Source organism: Bacteroides sp. AF29-11 (assembly GCF_003602895.1).
GTDB classification, from domain to species: domain Bacteria; phylum Bacteroidota; class Bacteroidia; order Bacteroidales; family Bacteroidaceae; genus Bacteroides; species Bacteroides uniformis.
In genome coordinates this window covers 491,525-511,081 of record NZ_QTLY01000003.1, presented here as the reverse complement: position 1 = coordinate 511,081, position 19,557 = coordinate 491,525, and the positions used below count along the sequence as shown (strand labels likewise).

At 46.1% G+C, this 19,557-nt stretch carries 17 protein-coding genes; 6 read left to right on the top strand and 11 right to left on the bottom strand.

Translation table 11 applies throughout. The annotated features are described in order from the left end of the window. Positions 1 to 32: 32 nt before the first annotated feature. Positions 33 to 551 (top strand): methylglyoxal synthase, encoded by a 519-nt coding sequence (locus DWZ03_RS07600; protein WP_005830204.1) that lies wholly within the window; start codon positions 33 to 35, stop codon positions 549 to 551. Between the two features lie 653 nt (positions 552 to 1,204). Here the strand turns inward: DWZ03_RS07600 and folB are convergent. The 3 genes from folB to DWZ03_RS07580 form a co-directional block, all read right to left on the bottom strand. After that, entirely contained in the window at positions 1,205 to 1,570 is a 366-nt protein-coding gene (gene folB / locus DWZ03_RS07590) for a dihydroneopterin aldolase (protein ID WP_120129452.1), read from the bottom strand. A gap of 274 nt (positions 1,571 to 1,844) precedes the next feature. Then, entirely contained in the window at positions 1,845 to 4,538 is a 2,694-nt protein-coding gene (locus tag DWZ03_RS07585; protein WP_120129450.1) for a 4-alpha-glucanotransferase, read from the bottom strand. Between the two features lie 131 nt (positions 4,539 to 4,669). Beyond that, positions 4,670 to 7,207, bottom strand: a complete 2,538-nt coding sequence (locus DWZ03_RS07580) for an adenosylcobalamin-dependent ribonucleoside-diphosphate reductase (protein ID WP_005827290.1) — start codon at positions 7,205 to 7,207, stop codon at positions 4,670 to 4,672. Positions 7,208 to 7,624: 417 nt separating this feature from the next. Here DWZ03_RS07580 and DWZ03_RS07575 point away from each other — a divergent pair, with 417 nt between their 5' ends. Further along, positions 7,625 to 8,359 carry an NADPH-dependent oxidoreductase gene (locus DWZ03_RS07575; protein WP_044468986.1) on the top strand — a complete coding sequence of 245 codons (735 nt, stop codon included), beginning with the start codon at positions 7,625 to 7,627 and terminating at the stop codon, positions 8,357 to 8,359. Between the two features lie 85 nt (positions 8,360 to 8,444). On the opposite strand, the gene dnaA is transcribed toward DWZ03_RS07575, so the two are convergent. The 3 genes from dnaA to DWZ03_RS07560 all read right to left on the bottom strand — a co-directional run bounded on the left by dnaA (position 8,445) and on the right by DWZ03_RS07560 (position 12,324). Next, the gene (dnaA, locus tag DWZ03_RS07570; RefSeq protein WP_005827286.1) at positions 8,445 to 9,830 is read right to left on the bottom strand and encodes a chromosomal replication initiator protein DnaA; all 1,386 of its coding nucleotides are present in this window, start codon (positions 9,828 to 9,830) and stop codon (positions 8,445 to 8,447) included. Positions 9,831 to 10,181: 351 nt separating this feature from the next. Further along, positions 10,182 to 11,075, bottom strand: a complete 894-nt coding sequence (locus tag DWZ03_RS07565; protein ID WP_005827282.1) for an MlaD family protein — start codon at positions 11,073 to 11,075, stop codon at positions 10,182 to 10,184. Between the two features lie 13 nt (positions 11,076 to 11,088). Beyond that, the gene (locus DWZ03_RS07560) at positions 11,089 to 12,324 is read right to left on the bottom strand and encodes an N-acetylmuramoyl-L-alanine amidase (RefSeq protein WP_120129447.1); all 1,236 of its coding nucleotides are present in this window, start codon (positions 12,322 to 12,324) and stop codon (positions 11,089 to 11,091) included. A 200-nt stretch (positions 12,325 to 12,524) separates the two neighbouring features. Here DWZ03_RS07560 and DWZ03_RS07555 point away from each other — a divergent pair, with 200 nt between their 5' ends. Further along, complete coding sequence (locus tag DWZ03_RS07555; protein WP_035449132.1) at positions 12,525 to 13,478, top strand: transporter; 954 nt, start codon at positions 12,525 to 12,527, stop codon at positions 13,476 to 13,478. Positions 13,479 to 13,490: 12 nt separating this feature from the next. Here the strand turns inward: DWZ03_RS07555 and DWZ03_RS07550 are convergent, their stop codons facing one another. The 5 genes from DWZ03_RS07550 to DWZ03_RS07530 all read right to left on the bottom strand — a co-directional run bounded on the left by DWZ03_RS07550 (position 13,491) and on the right by DWZ03_RS07530 (position 15,906). After that, on the bottom strand, positions 13,491 to 13,766 hold the full coding sequence (locus tag DWZ03_RS07550; protein ID WP_226791215.1) for a hypothetical protein: 276 nt from the start codon (positions 13,764 to 13,766) through the stop codon (positions 13,491 to 13,493). 143 nt (positions 13,767 to 13,909) lie between these two features. After that, entirely contained in the window at positions 13,910 to 14,491 is a 582-nt protein-coding gene (locus DWZ03_RS07545) for a Crp/Fnr family transcriptional regulator (protein ID WP_117599996.1), read from the bottom strand. Positions 14,492 to 14,522: 31 nt separating this feature from the next. Continuing rightward, on the bottom strand, positions 14,523 to 14,882 hold the full coding sequence (locus tag DWZ03_RS07540; RefSeq protein WP_117599997.1) for a DUF3795 domain-containing protein: 360 nt from the start codon (positions 14,880 to 14,882) through the stop codon (positions 14,523 to 14,525). Beyond that, positions 14,879 to 15,361: a GNAT family N-acetyltransferase gene (locus DWZ03_RS07535; RefSeq protein WP_117600074.1), complete on the bottom strand. Its 483-nt coding sequence runs from the start codon at positions 15,359 to 15,361 to the stop codon at positions 14,879 to 14,881. The genes DWZ03_RS07540 and DWZ03_RS07535 overlap by 4 nt, the downstream gene beginning before the upstream one ends. 257 nt (positions 15,362 to 15,618) lie before the next feature. Further along, positions 15,619 to 15,906 carry a hypothetical protein gene (locus tag DWZ03_RS07530; RefSeq protein ID WP_044467809.1) on the bottom strand — a complete coding sequence of 96 codons (288 nt, stop codon included), beginning with the start codon at positions 15,904 to 15,906 and terminating at the stop codon, positions 15,619 to 15,621. A 495-nt stretch (positions 15,907 to 16,401) separates the two neighbouring features. On the opposite strand from DWZ03_RS07530, the gene DWZ03_RS07525 reads away from it, so the two are divergent. The 3 genes from DWZ03_RS07525 to DWZ03_RS07515 all read left to right on the top strand — a co-directional run bounded on the left by DWZ03_RS07525 (position 16,402) and on the right by DWZ03_RS07515 (position 19,509). Then, on the top strand, positions 16,402 to 17,631 hold the full coding sequence (locus tag DWZ03_RS07525) for a site-specific integrase (protein ID WP_120129441.1): 1,230 nt from the start codon (positions 16,402 to 16,404) through the stop codon (positions 17,629 to 17,631). Continuing rightward, on the top strand, positions 17,628 to 18,002 hold the full coding sequence (locus tag DWZ03_RS07520; protein ID WP_120129438.1) for a hypothetical protein: 375 nt from the start codon (positions 17,628 to 17,630) through the stop codon (positions 18,000 to 18,002). The genes DWZ03_RS07525 and DWZ03_RS07520 overlap by 4 nt, the downstream gene beginning before the upstream one ends. Positions 18,003 to 18,303: 301 nt before the next feature. Next, on the top strand, positions 18,304 to 19,509 hold the full coding sequence (locus DWZ03_RS07515) for a primase-helicase family protein (protein WP_120129435.1): 1,206 nt from the start codon (positions 18,304 to 18,306) through the stop codon (positions 19,507 to 19,509). Positions 19,510 to 19,557: the final 48 nt, after the last annotated feature.

Sequence of the window (19,557 nt, the reverse complement as noted above, 5' to 3'; positions counted from 1 at the left end):
ATAATTGTTCAATCTATTAAAGGTTTTGAATTATGGAAAAACTAGTTAGAAAAATCGGATTAGTGGCACACGACGCCATGAAGAAAGACCTCATCGAGTGGGTACTGTGGAACTCGGAATTGCTGATGGGGCATAAATTCTATTGTACGGGTACCACGGGTACCCTTATCCTCGAAGCCCTCCGGGAGAAACATCCTGATGTGGAGTGGGATTTCACTATCCTTAAATCCGGTCCTTTGGGCGGTGACCAGCAGATGGGCTCGCGCATTGTGGACGGAGAGATTGACTATCTTTTCTTTTTCACCGACCCGATGACCCTTCAGCCGCACGATACGGATGTGAAGGCGTTGACCCGCCTTGCCGGTGTGGAGAACATCGTGTTCTGCTGCAACCGCAGTACGGCAGACCATATCATTTCCAGCCCGTTGTTTGTCGACCCGACGTATGAACGCACTGTTCCCGATTACAGCAACTACACCAAGCGGTTTGCAAATAAGCCGGTGGTGGCCGAAGCGGTGGAATCGGCAAAGAAGCGGAAACGGCAAAAATAAGGATGAAACTCGGTTCTACTGGGCATTCTTAATCTATCGCTACCCTTCGTTCATGGACAGCCCACACTGGTGCGATAGCCCACCCTTGCCGTTTGAAGTCATAGAGTTGCACAATAATGGTGTTGGTGAATCTGCCCATTCTATGTCGTTGAGGTATTGGTAGGGGAAGCGGAACTCTGTGAGGTTTATTTTCAATAGTTCATTCCTTCTGAAGTCTGCATAGTTGTATGGGTTTGTAAAGTCGTAAGGGGTGGGCAGGTAGAGGGCATTTCTCCAATGAAACTCGGAGCTGTATTTGATAGCAAGCGGCCGGTAGCAGGAAGAGAGCGACGATGGGGAGTAATGCCAGTCGTTGTATAGCGTTTCTCATTGACTTTTTGTTGATGATGGGGCAAAGGTACGGAATATTGGTATCAATGGTTGTATTCTACGGCAGAAAAGTTGCTGCATGCTCACTGCAGAACTTCTGTATACATTTTGCAGTGCTACTGCATATCTGTTGCAGCGTTACTGCAAAGCTGTTGCAGTACTACTGCAAATATATGTGCAGTGTTACTGCAAACCGTTTGCAGCGCCACTGCAAAAAGCATGCAGTGTCTTTGCAGTGGGAAGTGTCTGTGTATCAATAGTGAATGGGGTGATTCGGCAATCTGTCATTCTCCGCGGCGTTGGCATATTTCCACTCCTGCAGCCTCTATATCCGTGCCCATCGGTGGATTGCGCTTTGCCAGCTTGAGGGTTATTTCTTCTATCTGTGGGAAGTCGTGGAACAATCGGTTTATAATTCGCCCGCATACATGTTCCAATAGTTTGGAAGGAATGTCCATCTCTGCCTTCACAGCTGTATGTACATCGGCATAGCTCACGGTGTCGGCTACGTCGTCCGTTTCTGCCGCACGCCGGATATCAACTTGCAGGCGCAGGCTGACGGTAAACTCATTGCCTACCACGGTTTCTTGTTCACCCACGCCGTGATGGGCGAAGAAGCGAAGCGTGTCAAGGAAAATATAACTGGTCATTACTTGTAGATTGTTTTCTGCAAACTTACTGATATTTTGTGGTACGGGCAAATCAGTATCCGGTTATTACGATTCAGGTTGCGGATTGTATTCTGTAAAATATAAAAATAGCGCGAAATTGTTTTTTATAGAATACAATTATGTGAGGGTCGGAATAAACTTATCGAACTATTTTAGGCACGGAATTATACGGGTTATCACGGTTGCTTTCAATATTATCCGTGATTGTCCATGTAATCCGTGCCTAAAATAACCCTTTGTTAAGAATCCTTTCTTATCTTCCGGTGCTTTCTATCATGCTCCTTATTTTCTCGTTCAGGCTTTCTGCCTTCATCAGTTGTTCCAGTGTCAGGTGCATGCGCCAGCGCCAGTAGTGCCGCGGGTTGGCAGGAATATTGATGCGTTCTTCCTGCACGTTCGGGTTGCGCCATTTGCCGTCCATGGACATCCAGTCTTGCAGGGAGAGGATGCAGAGGATGGAGTTGCTATGGAGGTGATTGCGAACCACTTCTTCGCAGAGCTCCGGCGTGGCCGTTGCCGGTGCGGCACCGTAGTGCCCGAGCATGGTGTTGTAGTAACGCTGCGTCTGTTGGAAGTCTTCTTCCCACCAGCCGCGCAGGGTAGACATGTCGTGCGTGGAGATGGTGCAGACCGAACGGTATGGATACCAGTCTGTGTGGCCGAATTCTTGTTTCGGGTCTTTCGGCATACGTTGTATCTCCAGGGAAAGGATACGCAGGTCGTTCATCACCCATGCCACGCAATCGGGAATCATGCCTAAGTCCTCACCGCATACCAGCATGCGCGTGGACTGTGTCAGTTGCGGCAGTTTCTTCATGGCTTGCTGTCCCCAGAAGTCGTTGTGGCGGTGATAGTAGTACTGGTCATACAGCCGGTTGAAGGCAGCCTTTTCCCAATCGTTCAGTGCGCGGTAGATGTAGTCGTGCTGCACGCCGATGCGCGGATGGTATTCGTGCGGATTGTTGCGGTCGGGTACGAACAGCACATCGCTGATAAGGGCGTAAAGCCCGTCACGAATCCAGATGCTGTCATCGTCCGTTTTTCCGGCAAAGTAGGCTTCCACCTTGCGCTGGGTGTCGAACTCGGGACGCATGCGGTAAACCTCCCACGTGTCTGTCGGCTCTATGAAGGTCTGTTTCACATAGTCTGTATGCGGGCCGAAGATTTGTCCGAGGAAGTACTCATGGATATAGGGCTTCAGGAAGAAGTCTTCGCGGAATGCCAGCCCGTAGCTTTCTATCTCCTCGCGCGTCATGGGCAGGGCGGGGACGAATTGTCCCAACAGCCCGTGTACGGCGTGCATCGGTATCTCCCAAATGCGGAAGAAGCCGAGGATGTGGTCTATGCGGTAGGCATCGAAGTATTCTGCCATTTTGTGGAAACGTTTCATCCACCAGGCATAACCGTCTTTTTCCATGACATCCCAGTTGTAGGTGGGGAGGCCCCAGTTCTGTCCGTTCACGGAGAAGTCGTCGGGCGGTGCACCGGCTTGGCCGTTCAGGTTGAAGTAGTGGGGTTCCTTCCAGGCTTCCACACTGTTGCGGCTGATGCCGATGGGGATGTCGCCTTTCAGCACTACGCCGTTGGTGCGCGCATGTTCGGTGGCGGCAAGCAGTTGCAGGTGCAGATTGAACTGGATGTAGTAGTAGATGGCAATATGCGGATAGTCGGCAGAGTCCGGCCGGCACAATGTCTCTATCTCCTTGGCATCGTAGGTGGCATACTTGGGCCACTCGCGGAAATTCGGGGTCTTGTAGGCATCACGCAGGTAGCTGAAGACGGCATATGGCTGCAACCATTCCTTGTTGGCTTCGTAGAAATTACGGAAAGCATCCGATGCCAGCACCTTTTCCCCTTCCTGCTTGAAGATGAGGTGGAAGTATTCCCACTTTGTCTTGTTCACAGCTTCGTAGTCCACGGCGGGCAGGGCATTCAGTTCCTTCTGGCGTTTGTTGAATTCGGCCATCACCTTCTTGTCCTTCAAGCTGCCCAACTGCTTCAGGTCGGCGTACATGGGATGGAAGGCATAGATGGAGATGCTACTGTAAGGGTAGGAGTCTGTCCAGGTATGCGTCATGGTAGTGTCGTTGATGGGCAGAATCTGCACCGCCTTCTGATTGGTGGCAACTGCCCAGTCAATCATGCGCTTCAAGTCGCCGAAATCGCCTACACCGAAGCTTTTCTCGGAGCGCAGGGAGAATACGGGTACGGCTACTCCGGAACCTTTCCATGCAGGAAGATTGAAGTATACATAACGGTCGCCGACAGCCAGCGTTTCGTTGGCGGCTATCTGCGGGTCGGCCATATAACGGTTGGGATTGTTCTCCCAGGCCACGGCACGGCGCTCTTTCTTGTTGTAAAGGACGAATTTATACTCCAGCGGGAAGCTGATTTTACCGGCATCCACTTCTACCTGCCATTCGGGGAAGTCGATGTCGCTCATAAGGGCAGCTTTGTCCGGGTTCCAGTCACCCAGCGCCTTCTGGTTTCCGCAGAGTGCCAGGCAATGGTCGCTGTCTATGCAGGGGGCGTACGCCTTTATCAGCAACCCCTTTTTGTAGCTTTTCGGGGCGGCACTGCGTTCGCGATGCGCCAGCAGGGATTCTGTGAAAGCGGATGTATAAAAATACTGCTGCTCGGGCAGATTCTTCCAACAATCTTCTATGCGGTAAACTTTCTTCGGATTGTCTGCAACGTGCAGGATGCGTGGCAGGCTGTTCCACTCTGTCCGTATGGTTCTGCCATCTCGATAGATGTGGTAACTGTATTCGACGCTTCCATTACCGGGAATCTGGATATCCACTTCCGCGGTCCAGTGAATGCCGTCTACAGTGTGCAGGGGGGTGGCTTTGTTGGGCTGGTTGTTGCCAAGTTCCGGGATGGAACCCAGGACTCTGACTTCTTCACCCCAGCTGGTGCGATACTCGATATTGAATATTAGTGTCATATTATATTAGATTTAGAAATAGCAATAGCTGCAATGATTATGCAAGTATAGAAATTATTCCTCATAATCATGCAGCTACCGTTATCTAAGTCATTTAAATTCCTATGCAAACGTTTGTGCTTGCCGTGGGATTATCCACAGCGAGAAGCTCCGCACGTCTTGCAGATGAGGCAACCTTCTTGGTAAACCAGTGTTTCGTTACCGCAGTTGGGGCATTTCTTGCCTTTGGCTTCCGTGCCGTCCTGGATGTATTTCTTCAGGGCGCGTTCCACACCGTTCTTCCAGGTGTTGATGTTTTCGCTGTCCAGTTGCAGTGAACCTACCAGCTTGATGACCTGCTCGATAGGCATGCGGTAGCGCAATACACCGGAAATCAGCTTGGCATAGTTCCAATACTCTTTGTTGAACTTCTCGGACAGACCCTCGATGGTGACTTTGTATCCGCGCTTGTTCTCGAACTGGAAGTCGTAACGCTTGTTTCCGTGCTCATCCACATTCTTGATGATGTGGCCCGACACCACATTCTTCGGCAGGATGATGCCTTCATCATCATCCAGCACACCGGTGAATATTTCGTAGGGATGATTGTCCAGCAAGCCGACGAATGCCACCCATTTCTCCTTGTTGTTCTGGAAGCGGACAACGTCTGCATCCAATATTCTGGGACGTGTTTCAACGACCGTAGGCGGTTTGCACGGGGGAAGTTCGGACTTCTTGTCACTCTTGGTAGAGATGAGCACGCCGGAACGCGAACCGTCGCGGTAAACCGTACAGCCCTTGCAGCCGGATTTCCATGCTTCTACATACAGACGGTTCACGAGGTCTTCGTCTACGTCGTTCGGCAGGTTGATGGTTACGCTGATAGAGTGATCCACCCATTTTTGGATACGTCCCTGCATCTTGACTTTCATCAGCCAGTCCACGTCGTTGGAGGTTGCTTTATAATAAGGTGATTTCTCTACCAGGGCATCCACTTCTTCCTGCGTGTAGCGTTTGGCGGGGTTGTATCCTTGTGCTTCCATCCAAGTCACGAACTTGGGGTGGAACACGATATATTCTTCAAAGGCATCTCCGGTTTCGTCGATGAAGTCCACATGGACGTTCGTATCGTTGGGATTCACTTTGCGGCGGCGCTTGTACACGGGCAGGAATACGGGCTCGATACCGGAGGTGGTTTGAGTCATCAGGCTGGTGGTGCCGGTCGGGGCGATGGTCAGACAGGCAATGTTGCGGCGTCCGTACTTCTTCATCTCCTCGTACATTTCCGGGTCAGCTTCACGCAGGCGGTTGATGAACGGGTTGTTCTTTTCGCGTTCTGTATCGTACACCTCGAATGCGCCGCGTTCTTTGGCCATTTCTATGGAGGAGCGATAGGCGTTGAGTGCCACCGTCTTGTGTACTTGCTCCGAGAATTCGGTTGCCTCTTCAGTGCCATAACGCAATCCCAGGGCGGCAAGCATGTCGCCTTCTGCCGTGATGCCTACACCGGTACGGCGGCCTTGGGCGCTTTTCTTGTAAATCTTCTGCCACAAAACGCGTTCTGTATGTTTCACGTCTTCACTTTCGGGGTCGGCATCTATCTTGCTCATGATGCGCTCTATCTTCTCCAGTTCAAGGTCGATGATATCGTCCATGATGCGTTGGGCCAAAGCTACATGCTTCTTGAATAGCTCAAAGTCAAAGTAGGCGTCCGGCTTGAACGGATTGACCACGTATGAGTAAAGGTTGATGGCGAGCAGACGGCAGGAGTCGTACGGGCACAGTGGAATTTCGCCGCATGGATTGGTGGATACGGTACGGTAGCCCAGGTCTGCATAGCAGTCGGGCACGGATTCCTTTAATATGGTATCCCAGAACAATACACCGGGTTCTGCCGATTTCCATGCATTGTGCACAATCTTTTTCCATAATGCGGATGCGTCAATGTCTTTTTGAAATGCCGGCTCTGTGGCGTCAATCGGATATTGCTGTGTATATGGTTTGCCTTCGATAGCGGCCTGCATGAAGTCGTCGGTCAGTTTTACGGAAACGTTGGCTCCGGTCACTTTGCCCTCAGTCATCTTGGCATCGATGAAGGCTTCCGAGTCGGGGTGTTTGATGGATACGCTGAGCATCAGTGCGCCGCGGCGTCCATCTTGAGCTACTTCGCGTGTAGAGTTTGAATAGCGTTCCATGAAGGGGACCAAGCCAGTGGAGGTCAGTGCCGAGTTCTTTACCGGTGAACCTTTCGGACGGATATGGGATAAGTCGTGTCCCACGCCGCCACGGCGTTTCATCAGCTGTACTTGTTCTTCGTCTATCTTGAAGATGGCACCATAAGAATCCGCTTCGCCGTCCACACCGATAACAAAGCAGTTGGACAGAGAGGCTACCTGATAGTTGTTCCCGATTCCGGTCATCGGGCTTCCTTGCGGAACAATGTACTTGAAGTGGTCGAGTAAGCCGAAAAGTTCCTCTGAACTTAATGGATTGGGGTACTTGGCCTCAATGCGGGCTACCTCATTGGCTATTCGCCAATGCATGTCTTCCGGAGACTTTTCGTAAATATTTCCGAAAGAATCTTTGACTGCATATTTGTTTACCCAAACTCTGGCAGCCAACTCGTCGCCTTGGAAGTATTTTAAAGATTCTCCGTAGGCTTCGTCATAAGAATAATTTTTCTTTTCCACAATGTTGTATCTCTTAGGATTAGTTACAAATAAGTAAAGTTGTAGAAGTTGTACTTATCGTTAACAAATGCATTTGCAAAGCTATGAATGTTTTTCAACTTGGCAAAATTAAAATGAATGTTTTTATCAACCGATGTATAGTTTTCTATTGATTGCTATTAATTTATTGGTTTATAATGTTTTAATGATTTGAGTAAACGAATAAGTTTTCCAAAATGGAATTTATTAACAACTTGTTGGGCTGAAAGGTTCTCGGTTTAGTCGAACATAAGGTTACTTTTATCTGCTCGTAGAGATAATAATTGTTCATTTCTTGTTGAAAAGATGTATTTTATTCCGGATATATGATGATAAAAAAAGTGTGAACTCTTGAATGAATTGTTCGTGGATTACATTATCTTTGCAAAAAAAGAAAGAATGGAAAGCTTGAAACAAAGGAGAACAATCCGAAAATACCAGCAGAAGGATATTTCTGCTGATTTGTTAAATGATTTGCTTGAAACCTCTTTCCGGGCTTCTACAGTCGGGAACATGCAGGTTTATAGTGTGATTGTGACGCGTGATGCAGAGCGTAAAGCCAAACTGGCGCCTGCACATTTCAATCAGCCGATGGTTCGGACGGCGCCGGTAGTGCTTACTTTCTGCATAGATTTGCGCCGCTTCAGCAAGTGGTGTGAGCAACGTAAGGCTGAGCCGGGATACAACAACTTTGAGTGGTTTGTGACGGGGGCTGTCGATACCTTGCTGGTGGCACAGACTTTTTGTGTGGCTGCCGAGGAGAAGGGGTTGGGCATTTGCTATCTGGGAACTACCACTTACAACCCTCAGATGATTGTCGAAGCGTTGGAGTTACCGGAATTGGTGTTTCCCATCACGACAGTCACAGTGGGATGGCCTGCCGAACAGCCGGAACAAGTGGACCGTTTGCCGCTGGAGGCCATTGTACACGAAGAGGTTTATCATGATTATACTCCTCAGGACATTGACCGGTTGTATGCCTATAAAGAATCGCTTCCTGAGAACAAGCAGTTCATCTTGGAGAACAATAAGGAAACGCTGGCGCAGGTCTTTACAGATGTGCGTTATACGAAGAAAGACAGTGAGGCAATGTCGGAGAATCTTTGGAAGATAATGAAAAAGCAGGGATTTTGAAAATTAAGGATTAGGGATAAGGGATAAGGGATAAGGGGTTAAGCTAATGCATACTTAGCTGCATTTAATCCCTTATCCTTTATTCTTATCCTTTTTTCAGTGCGGCTTGAATCTCGTCGATTTCCGCACGGAATGATTTGTCCACCTCTTTCAGTTCTTTGATGGTTTTACATGCATGCAATACGGTGGCATGGTCTTTATGTCCAATTAGCGCACCGATTTTTGCAGTAGAGAAGTCTGTATGGTTTTTGGCTAAATACATGGCTATTTGTCGTGCTTGCACCACTTCCCGCTTTCTGGATTTTGTGTGGATGGTGGCAGTTTCCAATCCGAAGTGCTTGCATACGGTGTTGATGATTTCATCGACAGTCACTGCCTTGCTTTCGCTGTTCACTACCTTGCGGACGATACGTTGCGTCAGTTCCAGGTCTATTTCTTTATTGTATATGGTGGAATGCGCCATAATGGAAATGACGATGCCCTCCAGGTCACGTACACTGTCGCCCACGTTCTCTGCAATATAGTCAATCACTTCCTGGGGGAACTGCAGGCCGTCACGGTGTATCTTGTTGCGCAGAATGTTCTTGCGGAGTTCTACGGTAGGTTTCTCCAGCTCAGCCACCATTCCCCATTTAAAACGTGTAATCAGACGCTCTTCCATGCCCTGCAGCAATACCGGTGCACGGTCGGAAGTGAGGATGAGCTGCTTGCCGTTCTGATGCAGATGGTTGAAGATATGGAAGAATGTATTCTGCGTTTTGGTCACGCCGGCAAATTCCTGAATATCATCAATGATTAGAATATCAATGGTCTGGTAGAAGTTGATGAAGTCGTTAGTCGTATTGTTACGTACGGAATCGGTGTATTGCACTTGGAATAGGTGTGCAGATACATACAATACCCTTTTCTCCGGGTATAGTTCCTTGATTTTGGTTCCGATAGCATTGGCAAGATGGGTTTTGCCTACACCTGATGCTCCGTATAGGAACAGCGGATTGAAGATTGTTTTAGCCGGATTGAGAGCGACAGCTTCTGCAACGCTGCGCGACAGCTTGTTGCTGTAACCTTCGATGAAGGTTTCAAAGTTGTATTCTGGATTAAGGTGCGGGTCAAGTTCGGGGACGGGAATCTGCGGAATCCTTTTGTCCATCACTTGTTTTTGCGGTATGATGGTACGCTGTGTAGACTCCAGGTCGACGGTTTTCCGCGAGCTCTTGTCCACCATTACGTTGTACATCAATTTAGTTCCCTCACCAATGACCTTATAGAGAGTCTTGCGCAACAAATCAACAAATTTGTCCTCCAAAAACTCATAGAAGAACTGGCTGGGCACTTGTACGACCAGCGTTTTGTCTTCATATTTTAAAGGTATGATGGGAAGAAACCATGTTTTGTATGTCTGCTCCGGAACATTGTCTCTGATGATTTCAAGACAGCGGTTCCACAGCCCGACATGATCTATTTCACTCATAACGGCTATAAATACATTTATTAATTAAGCATAACTTCTACGATTGCAAAATTGGCAATCTTATTCGAGAAAAACAAATCCTTTTTTTCTTGCGTTTTTAGGGAAAGTAATAAGCTCTTTACTTTCAGCTACTTATCGGTTACTATGAGTATACTCCTTATATAAGGTGTCTTGCATTTATCTAATACTTTGTCATATAGTGGTTTATGTAGCTTTGCGTCTCTTGTTTTCCTTCTGTGCCCAGAGCAGGAAAAAGCCCTTTTTCGCTCCTTGTATAGAGCAAATGAGGGCTTTCCTTTTAATTCCTTTATAGACTTATTATTTAGACAAAATCTATATAACGTCCATCTTTTACTTATCTTTCTTGCCGAATAGGGAGAAATGGACGTATCGTTTCGGATGCGATTTCAAGTCTTCCAATAAACTTGCTGCGTTGGCAGTGGTGGCGTTCAGATTATTATATAGAGAAGGGTCGTTTAGCAAAAGTCCGACGGTATTGTCTTTCTGGTTCAATTTGTCTGTAATCATTTTTACATTGTTCAAAGTTGCGTCTACCTTTTGCATGGCGGCAGCATAATCTATCTCCTTTAAGTTGTTGGAAATGAGTGCAAAGTTGTCTCCAATGGTATTGAGCTTGCCGGTCAGTTGTGGAATATCATCCTTCATTAGAGTTTGCAATTGGCGGCTTGTGACGGCCATACTTGCTGTTAAATCTTGTACGTTATGCAAGGTTGCAGGGATGGCGGGGTCGGCTAGTATGACATTTAAGGATGCGAGGATGGAATCCAGCTTGGGCAGCATCTTCTCTACTTGCGGCATCATGGTGGCAACTTTTTCCATCATTCCGTTGTTCAGCACGCCGGGGATTGTGTCTCCAATCTGGTATTTCTCCCGTGGGTTATTGGCAAGCAGCAGGTTCATCTTTACGCCGCCAAGCATTTCGGCTGCCAGTTCTGCCGTACTTCCTTTGGGAATGCGCAGCTCTGGGTCAACATCTATTTCGGCAACGACTTTGCCCGGTTGGGTATAGTCGTAGTACAAGTCGCGGACAATACCCACACGAAAGCCGTCGGCAAAGACCGGGCTGGATTTTGTCAGCCCATTGACATTCTGGAATTTTACGTAGAAATAGCTGGAGGGCTTGAACATATTTATCCCTTTCAGGTAGTTGATGCCGTATACCAATATGCAAAGTGCAGCTATGCCTGCTATTCCTATTCTAACTTCTTTTGTAATATACTTCATGATGTATCTTTTGTTATTTATTTCTGTTCTTTTTAAATTCGCTGATGGCTGTGTTGACGTTTATCTTTTCTCCATTCTTGAACGCAATGATGAATGCGTCCTTGAATTTGTCCGTAATGCTACGTTTGCTGCGTAACACCTTGTTGTAATCGGGTGATGCGCCGTACGTATATTTGTAGATTCCGCCTTCTTTATAATAATCCACGTGTTTCAGCCCTTTCAGCCTTTTGTCATTCTTGGCCAGAGGACGTGAAGAAGTGAGTATCTGTATCTTAAACACGATGCCGCTCTGTTCTGTTTGGGAAACGGCTGCATTTTCTGACCTTTGCGGGCGTTGGGCAGCTTGGTTACTCTCTGCTTGAGGTACATTTTTCTTTTCCGGTGTCGCTGTAGTTGCGTTGCCTTCTTCTTGAACGGGCTCGGGTACATCCTCCGGAAGAATGGTATTGCTGCTTCCGTTCAACCGGATTTCCTGCTCGCGCTTGTAGGTGAGGAAAGCGCGGAAGATACCGTTGGCAAGTGAGGTGGTTCCTGCTTCAGTGTTCAGGTACCGTTCCTCTTCCGGTGTGGAGATGAATCCGAGTTCCACCAGTATGCTTGGCATGGCACTGGCCTTCAATACCAGAAAACCTGCCTGGTGCACGCCCCGGTCTGTACGTTTGCAGGTTTGGCGGAAATGCTTTTGTACGAGGGAGGCGAGGTGCACACTCTGTGACATGTATTTGTCTTGCATGAATTCGAAGATGATGTAGGACTCCGCCGAGTTGGGATTGAAGCCGGCATACCGCGTCTTGTAGTCGCTTTCGTAGAGGATAACGGCATTTTCGCGCTTGGCTACTTCCAGGTTGGCATCCGATTTTGCCAGACCCAGTGTCCAGGTGGAGGCTCCTTTGGCCGTCCGGTTTTTGGCCAGGGCATTGGTATGTATGGAGATGAACAAATCAGCTTTGGCGTTATTGGCAATTTCAGCGCGCCGGTCCAGGGGGATGAATATGTCCCGGTCCCGCGTATAGATAACTTTTACATCAGGGCAGTTCTTCTTGATTTGTTTGCCAAGTTTGAGTGCTACATTCAGGTTGATATTCTTCTCTTTGGAAATTTTTCCCACTGCACCCGGGTCGTGTCCACCGTGTCCGGGGTCTATAACGACAACAAAGTCTTTCGCTTCAGCGCTGCCACTGCAAAAGGGGGAGATAAGCAGCCCTAAGCATATACTTATATATAATATGTATCGTCTGTATAGTTTCATATAATTGTAGCAAAGACAATGCTTCCTTTTCGCTTGGCAAATGTAGTGGAAATTTATAGAAAACTAATGGATTATGTTCAGTTTTATTGTTCTTCTTCTCATTTTTAGTGTAATTAATGTCTGTGTTTGAGTAATTAGTGGCTCAATGTATTGATAATATGCGTAACTTTGCGGCAGATAATTAAAATAGCAAATCAAGTATGCTGGTTCGTTTTATAAAGAACTGGACGTTGCCTTTGGCAATGCTTGCCGGTACTTTGGGATATTTCTTTTTTGCAGACATTCCTTTTGTGGCGCCTGCCAAACCTTATGTGAATGGGTTAGTGGCTTTCTTGACTCCGCTTTTGATTTTTTCCCAACTTCTGCTCACTTTTTGCAAGGTGGAGGTGCATGAACTGAAACCCAAATCGTGGCATGGATGGTTACTGCTGTTCCAGACGGTTTCTTGCTTGATTGTTGCGGTATTGTTGGTGTGTTGCCCTATGGAGGAGGTCTACCGGGAAGTGTTTGAAGGTGCAATGGTCTGTCTCATTTGTCCCACTGCAACCGCTGCGGCTGTCATTACCGGTAAACTGGGTGGAAGTGCATCCAGCCTGACGACCTATACGTTGTTGTCCAATCTTTTGGCGGCTGTGGCTGTTCCTTTGGTTTTCCCGTTGGTGGAGCCTCATGCTGACATTACTTTTTTTGTTGCATTCTTGAAAATTCTGAGTAAAGTCTTTCCATTGCTGCTTTGTCCTTTCTTGCTGGCATGGTTTCTGCGTGCGTTTGTGCCGAAGGTGCATCATTTTCTGTTGGGTTTCCATGATGCAGCCTTCTATTTGTGGGCGGTAGCTCTTGCCATTGTCTCAGGGCAGACGGTACGTTCATTGGTCAATAGTGATGCACCGGTATTTGTTGAACTGCTGATAGCCCTGGCGGGACTGATAACCTGCTGTATACAATTCTATTTGGGAAAGAGAATCGGCGGTCATTATGGTGAGCGCATTAGCGGAGGGCAGGCGCTGGGGCAAAAGAATACGGTGCTTGCCATCTGGATGGCATATACTTATCTTAATCCGTTATCTTCCGTCGGTCCGGGATCGTATGTGCTGTGGCAGAATATAATCAATAGTTATCAGCTGTGGAAGAAAAGGAAAAATGAGACGGAATAACTACTGAGTATTTTACATCTTATTTGCTTTATGGACATAGAGGGTGGTTGCAACAATTATCAGTACAAATGCCATAATGAGGAATATTATCCGGATAAGACGATGTTTTGAAAATAGGTTGGCCATGCAGGCAGAAGCCACGCTGAAACGGGCTATTATAGAATCAATTGTGACGTTTTCGAAAAAGACTGATGCAATACTCCATAGTGCAATAATGGTTAATATTGCATTGGCTGATAAACAAAGAATTTTATCAAGTGGCATTCTAAATACTTTTCTTGTTCTCATATATAGGACTCTATGTTTAACTCCTTTCATTCTTGCCTTTCGCTGAATCAGCCAAAGGATAGGGCAAAAATAAAAGAGAACTTCCTGACAGAATCAATATTATCTTGGAATATTGTTAAAAGGTTGAATTTCTAAACCTATGTTTATTCTTTGCTGTCAAAACTCAGTTTGTGTCTGATGCGGCTCATGTGAATAGGGGTTATTTTCAAGTAAGACGCAATTTCTTTTAGGGGTACCATTTGTAGGATTTCTGGACATTTTTTAAGAAGTTGGAGATAGCGTTCTTCCGATGTAAATCTGAACAAATCCAAGTAACGTGAATACGACTGAAAAAATAATTGTTCGGCTGCAATACGGGCTATTCGTTGATTTTCTTTGTTCTCTTCAAATTCTTGTAGAAGTAATTCGGAAGAACAGATGTAGATTCTACATGGGGTTATTGCTTGTATATTCAATTCAGATTTTATGTTATATAAACAATTGGGATAATCAGAGATAAATTCATTGGCAAAAGAAAAACCTACATTATATGTTTTGTTTTCAGTTTGGTTGATGCAGGTATATTTGATTACACCGGATACAATAAACCCGAAGAAAGAACCGACTTCTCCCTCTCGGAGGATAAACTCATTTCTTTTATAATACCGTAGTTCTCCGTTTCTTAAACACAGTTCCCTAAAAAAATCAGTGTCTATATTGCCCATGTATGAATTAAAATCTGTCATTTACAACACATGTTTTTCGAAAGGTACAAAATTATTGTTTTATTCCTGATTTTCTGTCATTGTTGGTAAGCTGGTCGTGGACTCTCTCATTATAATACTTTAAAAATTTAACTTCACCTACGTTTTTTAAAAGCTTTTGGTTTTCAATGAAGTTTTGTCCGTATTTTAGCCAACGTTTGGTAAATCTTTTGAATTTAGTACATGGGAAATCAGAACATTGGAAACAATGTGTTATTCCTTTTTCCAAGCAACATAAATGGAATGTTTTACATTTTTCACAGCGAGAGCCATTCTGTTCTGCTCCTTTGCAGGGACTTTTTTCTCTTGTGTATATGGGACAACCACCACAAAAGACACCACAAGCAGGAATACGTCCGTTATACGATTTCATTCAGCCAGCCTTTTCTCCATCCAAAAATTGGTGAGATAAAGTTGGTTGGCTTTGCGTTTCTGTTCCACTTCTACTATATAGCCTCTTTTCTCAAAGAATGGACGGGCTGTCAGGCTTACTTCTGATGTAATTCGCATGATTCCTCTTGTGGTTGCATACCGTTCTATCTCATTTAGAAGTATGGTAGCAATGCCTTTACCTTGAAAATCTTTATGAACAAACATAGAATGCAAATATCCTTGGTGGGTAATGGATGAAAAGCCGACAATCTGTGACTGTTGATTGGTTGCCACAATAAAATAATGTGTCTTAATCATGTCTTTTATGCGGGAGAGGTCGTTTCCACACGATGCCCAATCTGCCACTTCTGCTTCTGAATAGTCACGCTTGTTTATATGGAGGACTGTCTCTTGAAACAAACTCATAAGTTCAAGGGCATCAGACCGTTGGGCAATTCTAATTGTAAAATCTGTATTCATGTTTTTAAGTGCTAAAATGTATGCTTTTAGATGTTCCATGTTCTAACAGAAAGTCTTTCAATGTATTTATTGTGTTTGCAAAGATAATCTTTTCATTTCTAATTTATTGGTTTAGGAAAATCAAGTTGTTGATTCTCTGCTTCGAATATAAAAAGCATGCGAATTTTTTATGAAGCATGGAAATCTGCTTTCAATCGCCAGCCAATGGCTGATGAGTTTAACCGGGTAGATTTCTTGCCAATTGGTTTCAGACCTGCTTATAAGAACAATTTATAACAAAGTACTCCCAATAAAAGCAAGACTAAAGCACATGCTGCAAGAATCGTCTTTGCCCTGAATAGATGTTCTTTATCTGACAATTCCTTTTCAGTAGTATTTCTTCGGATTTTTTCTATTTCCTCAATGGTTACATCGGCTCTCTCAGGACCTTTTCTGTCTACAAGGTATTTGTAGTGTTCCCGCATCCGTCCTCTGCTCAGCTTGCGAAGAGCACGGTTCTCTTTATCCCTTTGTAGCATGTCATTGATGCAGCCTAATGTTCCCATAAGCAGATTTTTATCATGTGTAAGCAAAATGGTTTGCTTGCACGTGTACTAAGATACGGCATTTATGTCGCTTTCGCAAGCGATTTGGTGTCTTTTTGATGTAAACTGATGTGACGATACGATTTTGATGGTTATGTTAACTCATTGTCTGCTAGAGAGTAATTTTGCCAACCCATTGCCATGCTTTTGGCAAACTTTTGCCATGCCTATGGCAAAGTTTTGCCAACGCGGTGGCAAATCTCTGGAATAGTCGCAGAAAAAGGGAGAAAATGCACTGAATGGCTTAGTATAAAAGCGTTTATGAAGCCAAACAGTGCCAAACGAAAAAATGAGGTAACGCAAAGGAAAGCGGAATATTGAAAGAGAACGGTCTCCAAATCATTACCCGCCGGAAAGTTATTTTTAACACATGGCACTGAAAGTTTCTCCGTATGGCTTCGATTGGCTTACATGGTCTAACTCGTTGAGTAATAACTTTGCAAACAAAAAACGAGTATGGCAAGAAGTACATTCAAGGTGCTGTTCTACGTGAACGGTAGCAAGGAGAAAAACGGCATTGTCCCCATCATGGGACGAGTGACAATCAACGGGACTGTGGCGCAGTTCAGTTGCAAGCAGAGTGTCCCGAAAACGCTTTGGGACATCAAGGGCAACCGAGCCAAAGGCAAGAGCAAGGAGGCACGGGACATCAACCTCGCTTTGGACAACATCAAGGCGCAAATCATCAAGCACTACCAACGCCTGTCCGACCGTGAAGCGTTCGTTACGGCAGAAATGGTGCGCAATGCCTATCAGGGTATCGGTACGGAATATGAGACTTTGCTCGGTGCATTCGACCGTGAAAACGAGGTGTTCAAGAAGCGTGTCGGCAAAGACAGGGTAATGGCAACCTACCACTCAAGAGTGAGGGCAAGAAACCATGTGGCAGCGTTCATCAAGTCTTTCTACAGACGGACGGATATGTCCATGCTGGAGATTACGCCCGACTTCATCAAGGAGTTCGCAGCCTACCTCTCAACGGAAGCAGGACTGCACAACGGGACGATATGGGAAAAGTGCATGTGGCTGAAAGGTGTAGTCATGCGTGCGCACTTCAACGGACTGATACCGAGAAATCCGTTTGCCCAATTCCACATCAGCCCGAATGTAAAGGAGCGTGAATATCTGACGGAAGACGAACTGAAAGCGTTGATGACGCACGAGTTCGGGGATGCCAAACTGTCCTATATCCGTGATATTTTCGTTTTCGCCAGCTTCACCGCCCTCTCTTTCGTGGACATCAAGGAACTGACCACCGATGACATCGTGGAAGTGAACGGAGAGAAGTGGATATTATCGAAACGGCACAAGACGAAAGTGCCGTTCCAAGTGAAACTGCTGGATATACCCTTGCAGATAATAGAGCGTTACCGCCCCTTGCAGGTAGATAATCTCGTATTCCCCAATCTCAACTACTGGTCTATCTGCAAACCGCTGAAAAAGGTGATGAAAGAGTGCGGGATAACAAAAGACATCTCGTTCCATTGCTCAAGACATGGGTTCGCGACCCTTGCTTTGAGTATGGGTATGCCGATTGAAAGCGTGAGCCGTGTTTTGGGGCATACGAACATAGTCACGACCCAAATCTATGCCAAAATCACAACACAGAAATTGGATAACGACCTTACCATGCTCGGCAACAGGCTGAACCAATCGTTTATCAATGTATCAATGGCAGGACAATGAAAAGGAATATCATCAAAATCACAGAACACGGTACGATAACTATACCGAGTGAAACGGTATGGATGAGCGAAGCGGAACTTGTCAGCCTGTTCGGTGTCATTGCTCCATCCATCCGTGCAGCAATTAAAGCAGTATATAAAAGCGGAATACTGAAAGAGCATAAAGCGCAACGGCATATCCATCTATCGGACAAAATCGGTGTGGATGTTTACAGCCTTGAAATGGTTGTCGCTCTCGCTTTCCGCATCCACTCATACGGAGCGGAACGGGTGCGCAATGCCATACTTGAAAGGCTGTACTTGCGAAAAGAGAAAACAAGCATCTTCTTTTCGCTGGTTAAGAGCATAAAATCATCTGAATATCAAGCGTGAAGTGTATTGATATGGCGACATGAAGTAATGAAACCGATGTGTATTCCCATTGCCGACAATGTAGCTATACACATAATTGAGTAGGCGTATTGCCATTCATACGAATACGACAATCCCGAAGAAGCAGCCATTAAAGTGGTTTTTCTTCGGGATTTTTTATGGTTATACTCTCCAATATGCTGAAAGTTTTTCATTCCGTGTGTTTTTTGCACCGTTCTGCGGTGATTTGCGTATCAAGGGTTCAAGCGGCTCACTCTAACTTTGCATACAATTATTTATCAACCATTTAAGCGTATGAATAATGAGTGAACCAGACATCTGCAAGGAGGAGTTTATCCGGGTGGGTACGACCCTCTACAAGTTAGTGAACCAGCCCCGGTTGAACGGCGGCTATGTGAAGAAACGCATCGTGTGGAACAACGAGACCCTGCGGCAGGACTATGGCAAGCACTTTCTCGCCACTGTCCCAAAGTATGACGGCTTCTGTACCGTACCCGAACATGTAAACTATCGTCCGGTGGTGGACAAGTTCCTGAACCTGTATGAACCGATAGACCACCGACCGCAGGAGGGCGATTTTTCGCACATCCAATCTTTGGCACGGCACATCTTCGGGGAGCAATACGAATTAGGCATGGACTACCTGCAACTGCTATATCTACAACCTATCCAAAAACTGCCTATCCTGCTGCTGGTATCAGAAGAACGCAACACGGGCAAAAGCACGTTCCTGAACTTTCTGAAAGCCCTGTTTCAGAACAATGTCACATTCAACACCAACGAGGACTTCCGCAGCCAGTTCAATTCCGACAGGGCTGGCAAGCTGCTTATCGTGGTGGATGAAGTGTTATTGAGCCGCAGGGAGGATAGCGAGCGGTTGAAGAACCTGAGTACCACGTTATCCTACAAGGTTGAAGCCAAAGGCAAAGACCGTGACGAGATAGCATTCTTTGCCAAATTCGTGCTGTGTTCCAATAACGAGTATCTGCCCGTCATCATAGACGCAGGGGAAACACGCTATTGGGTGCGCAAGATAGACCGCTTGCAATCCGATGATACCTGCTTCCTGCAAAAGCTGAAAGCGGAGATACCTGCTTTCCTCTATCATTTGCAGCACAGGCAACTATCTACCGAAAAAGAGAGCCGCATGTGGTTTGCCCCGCCATTGCTGCATACCGAAGCCTTGCAGAAGATTATACGCAGCAACCGCAACCGATTGGAGATAGAAATGTGCGAACTCATCCTTGACATCATGACAAGCACGGGTATCGACATTTTCTCTTTTTGTTGCAACGACATTCTCACGCTGTTGGCAAACACGTATGTCAAGGCGGAGAAGCACCAAGTGAGAAAGGTATTGCAGGAGTGTTGGAAACTGACACCTGCCCACAATACCCTCACATATACCACCTACCAAGTGGACTACAACCGTGAATGCCGTTACTCCCCGCTGCGCAGGACGGGAAGGTTTTATACCGTGACAAGAGCCTTTTTAGAGGCACTATGATTATTTTGATGAAATGATGAATAAGTATATAAAAATATTGGAATACAG

What these genes read in the sequence shown, in the direction of transcription:
- DWZ03_RS07600 (WP_005830204.1), top strand. Translation starts at nt 33, where the DNA reads ATGGAAAAACTAGTTAGAAAAATCGGATTAGTGGCACACGACGCCATG.
- folB (WP_120129452.1), bottom strand. Translation starts at nt 1,570, where the DNA reads ATGACCAGTTATATTTTCCTTGACACGCTTCGCTTCTTCGCCCATCAC.
- DWZ03_RS07585 (WP_120129450.1), bottom strand. Translation starts at nt 4,538, where the DNA reads ATGACACTAATATTCAATATCGAGTATCGCACCAGCTGGGGTGAAGAA.
- DWZ03_RS07575 (WP_044468986.1), top strand. Translation starts at nt 7,625, where the DNA reads ATGGAAAGCTTGAAACAAAGGAGAACAATCCGAAAATACCAGCAGAAG.
- dnaA (WP_005827286.1), bottom strand. Translation starts at nt 9,830, where the DNA reads ATGAGTGAAATAGATCATGTCGGGCTGTGGAACCGCTGTCTTGAAATC.
- DWZ03_RS07565 (WP_005827282.1), bottom strand. Translation starts at nt 11,075, where the DNA reads ATGAAGTATATTACAAAAGAAGTTAGAATAGGAATAGCAGGCATAGCT.
- DWZ03_RS07560 (WP_120129447.1), bottom strand. Translation starts at nt 12,324, where the DNA reads ATGAAACTATACAGACGATACATATTATATATAAGTATATGCTTAGGG.
- DWZ03_RS07555 (WP_035449132.1), top strand. Translation starts at nt 12,525, where the DNA reads ATGCTGGTTCGTTTTATAAAGAACTGGACGTTGCCTTTGGCAATGCTT.
- DWZ03_RS07550 (WP_226791215.1), bottom strand. Translation starts at nt 13,766, where the DNA reads ATGAGAACAAGAAAAGTATTTAGAATGCCACTTGATAAAATTCTTTGT.
- DWZ03_RS07545 (WP_117599996.1), bottom strand. Translation starts at nt 14,491, where the DNA reads ATGACAGATTTTAATTCATACATGGGCAATATAGACACTGATTTTTTT.
- DWZ03_RS07540 (WP_117599997.1), bottom strand. Translation starts at nt 14,882, where the DNA reads ATGAAATCGTATAACGGACGTATTCCTGCTTGTGGTGTCTTTTGTGGT.
- DWZ03_RS07535 (WP_117600074.1), bottom strand. Translation starts at nt 15,361, where the DNA reads ATGAATACAGATTTTACAATTAGAATTGCCCAACGGTCTGATGCCCTT.
- DWZ03_RS07530 (WP_044467809.1), bottom strand. Translation starts at nt 15,906, where the DNA reads ATGGGAACATTAGGCTGCATCAATGACATGCTACAAAGGGATAAAGAG.
- DWZ03_RS07525 (WP_120129441.1), top strand. Translation starts at nt 16,402, where the DNA reads ATGGCAAGAAGTACATTCAAGGTGCTGTTCTACGTGAACGGTAGCAAG.
- DWZ03_RS07520 (WP_120129438.1), top strand. Translation starts at nt 17,628, where the DNA reads ATGAAAAGGAATATCATCAAAATCACAGAACACGGTACGATAACTATA.
- DWZ03_RS07515 (WP_120129435.1), top strand. Translation starts at nt 18,304, where the DNA reads ATGAGTGAACCAGACATCTGCAAGGAGGAGTTTATCCGGGTGGGTACG.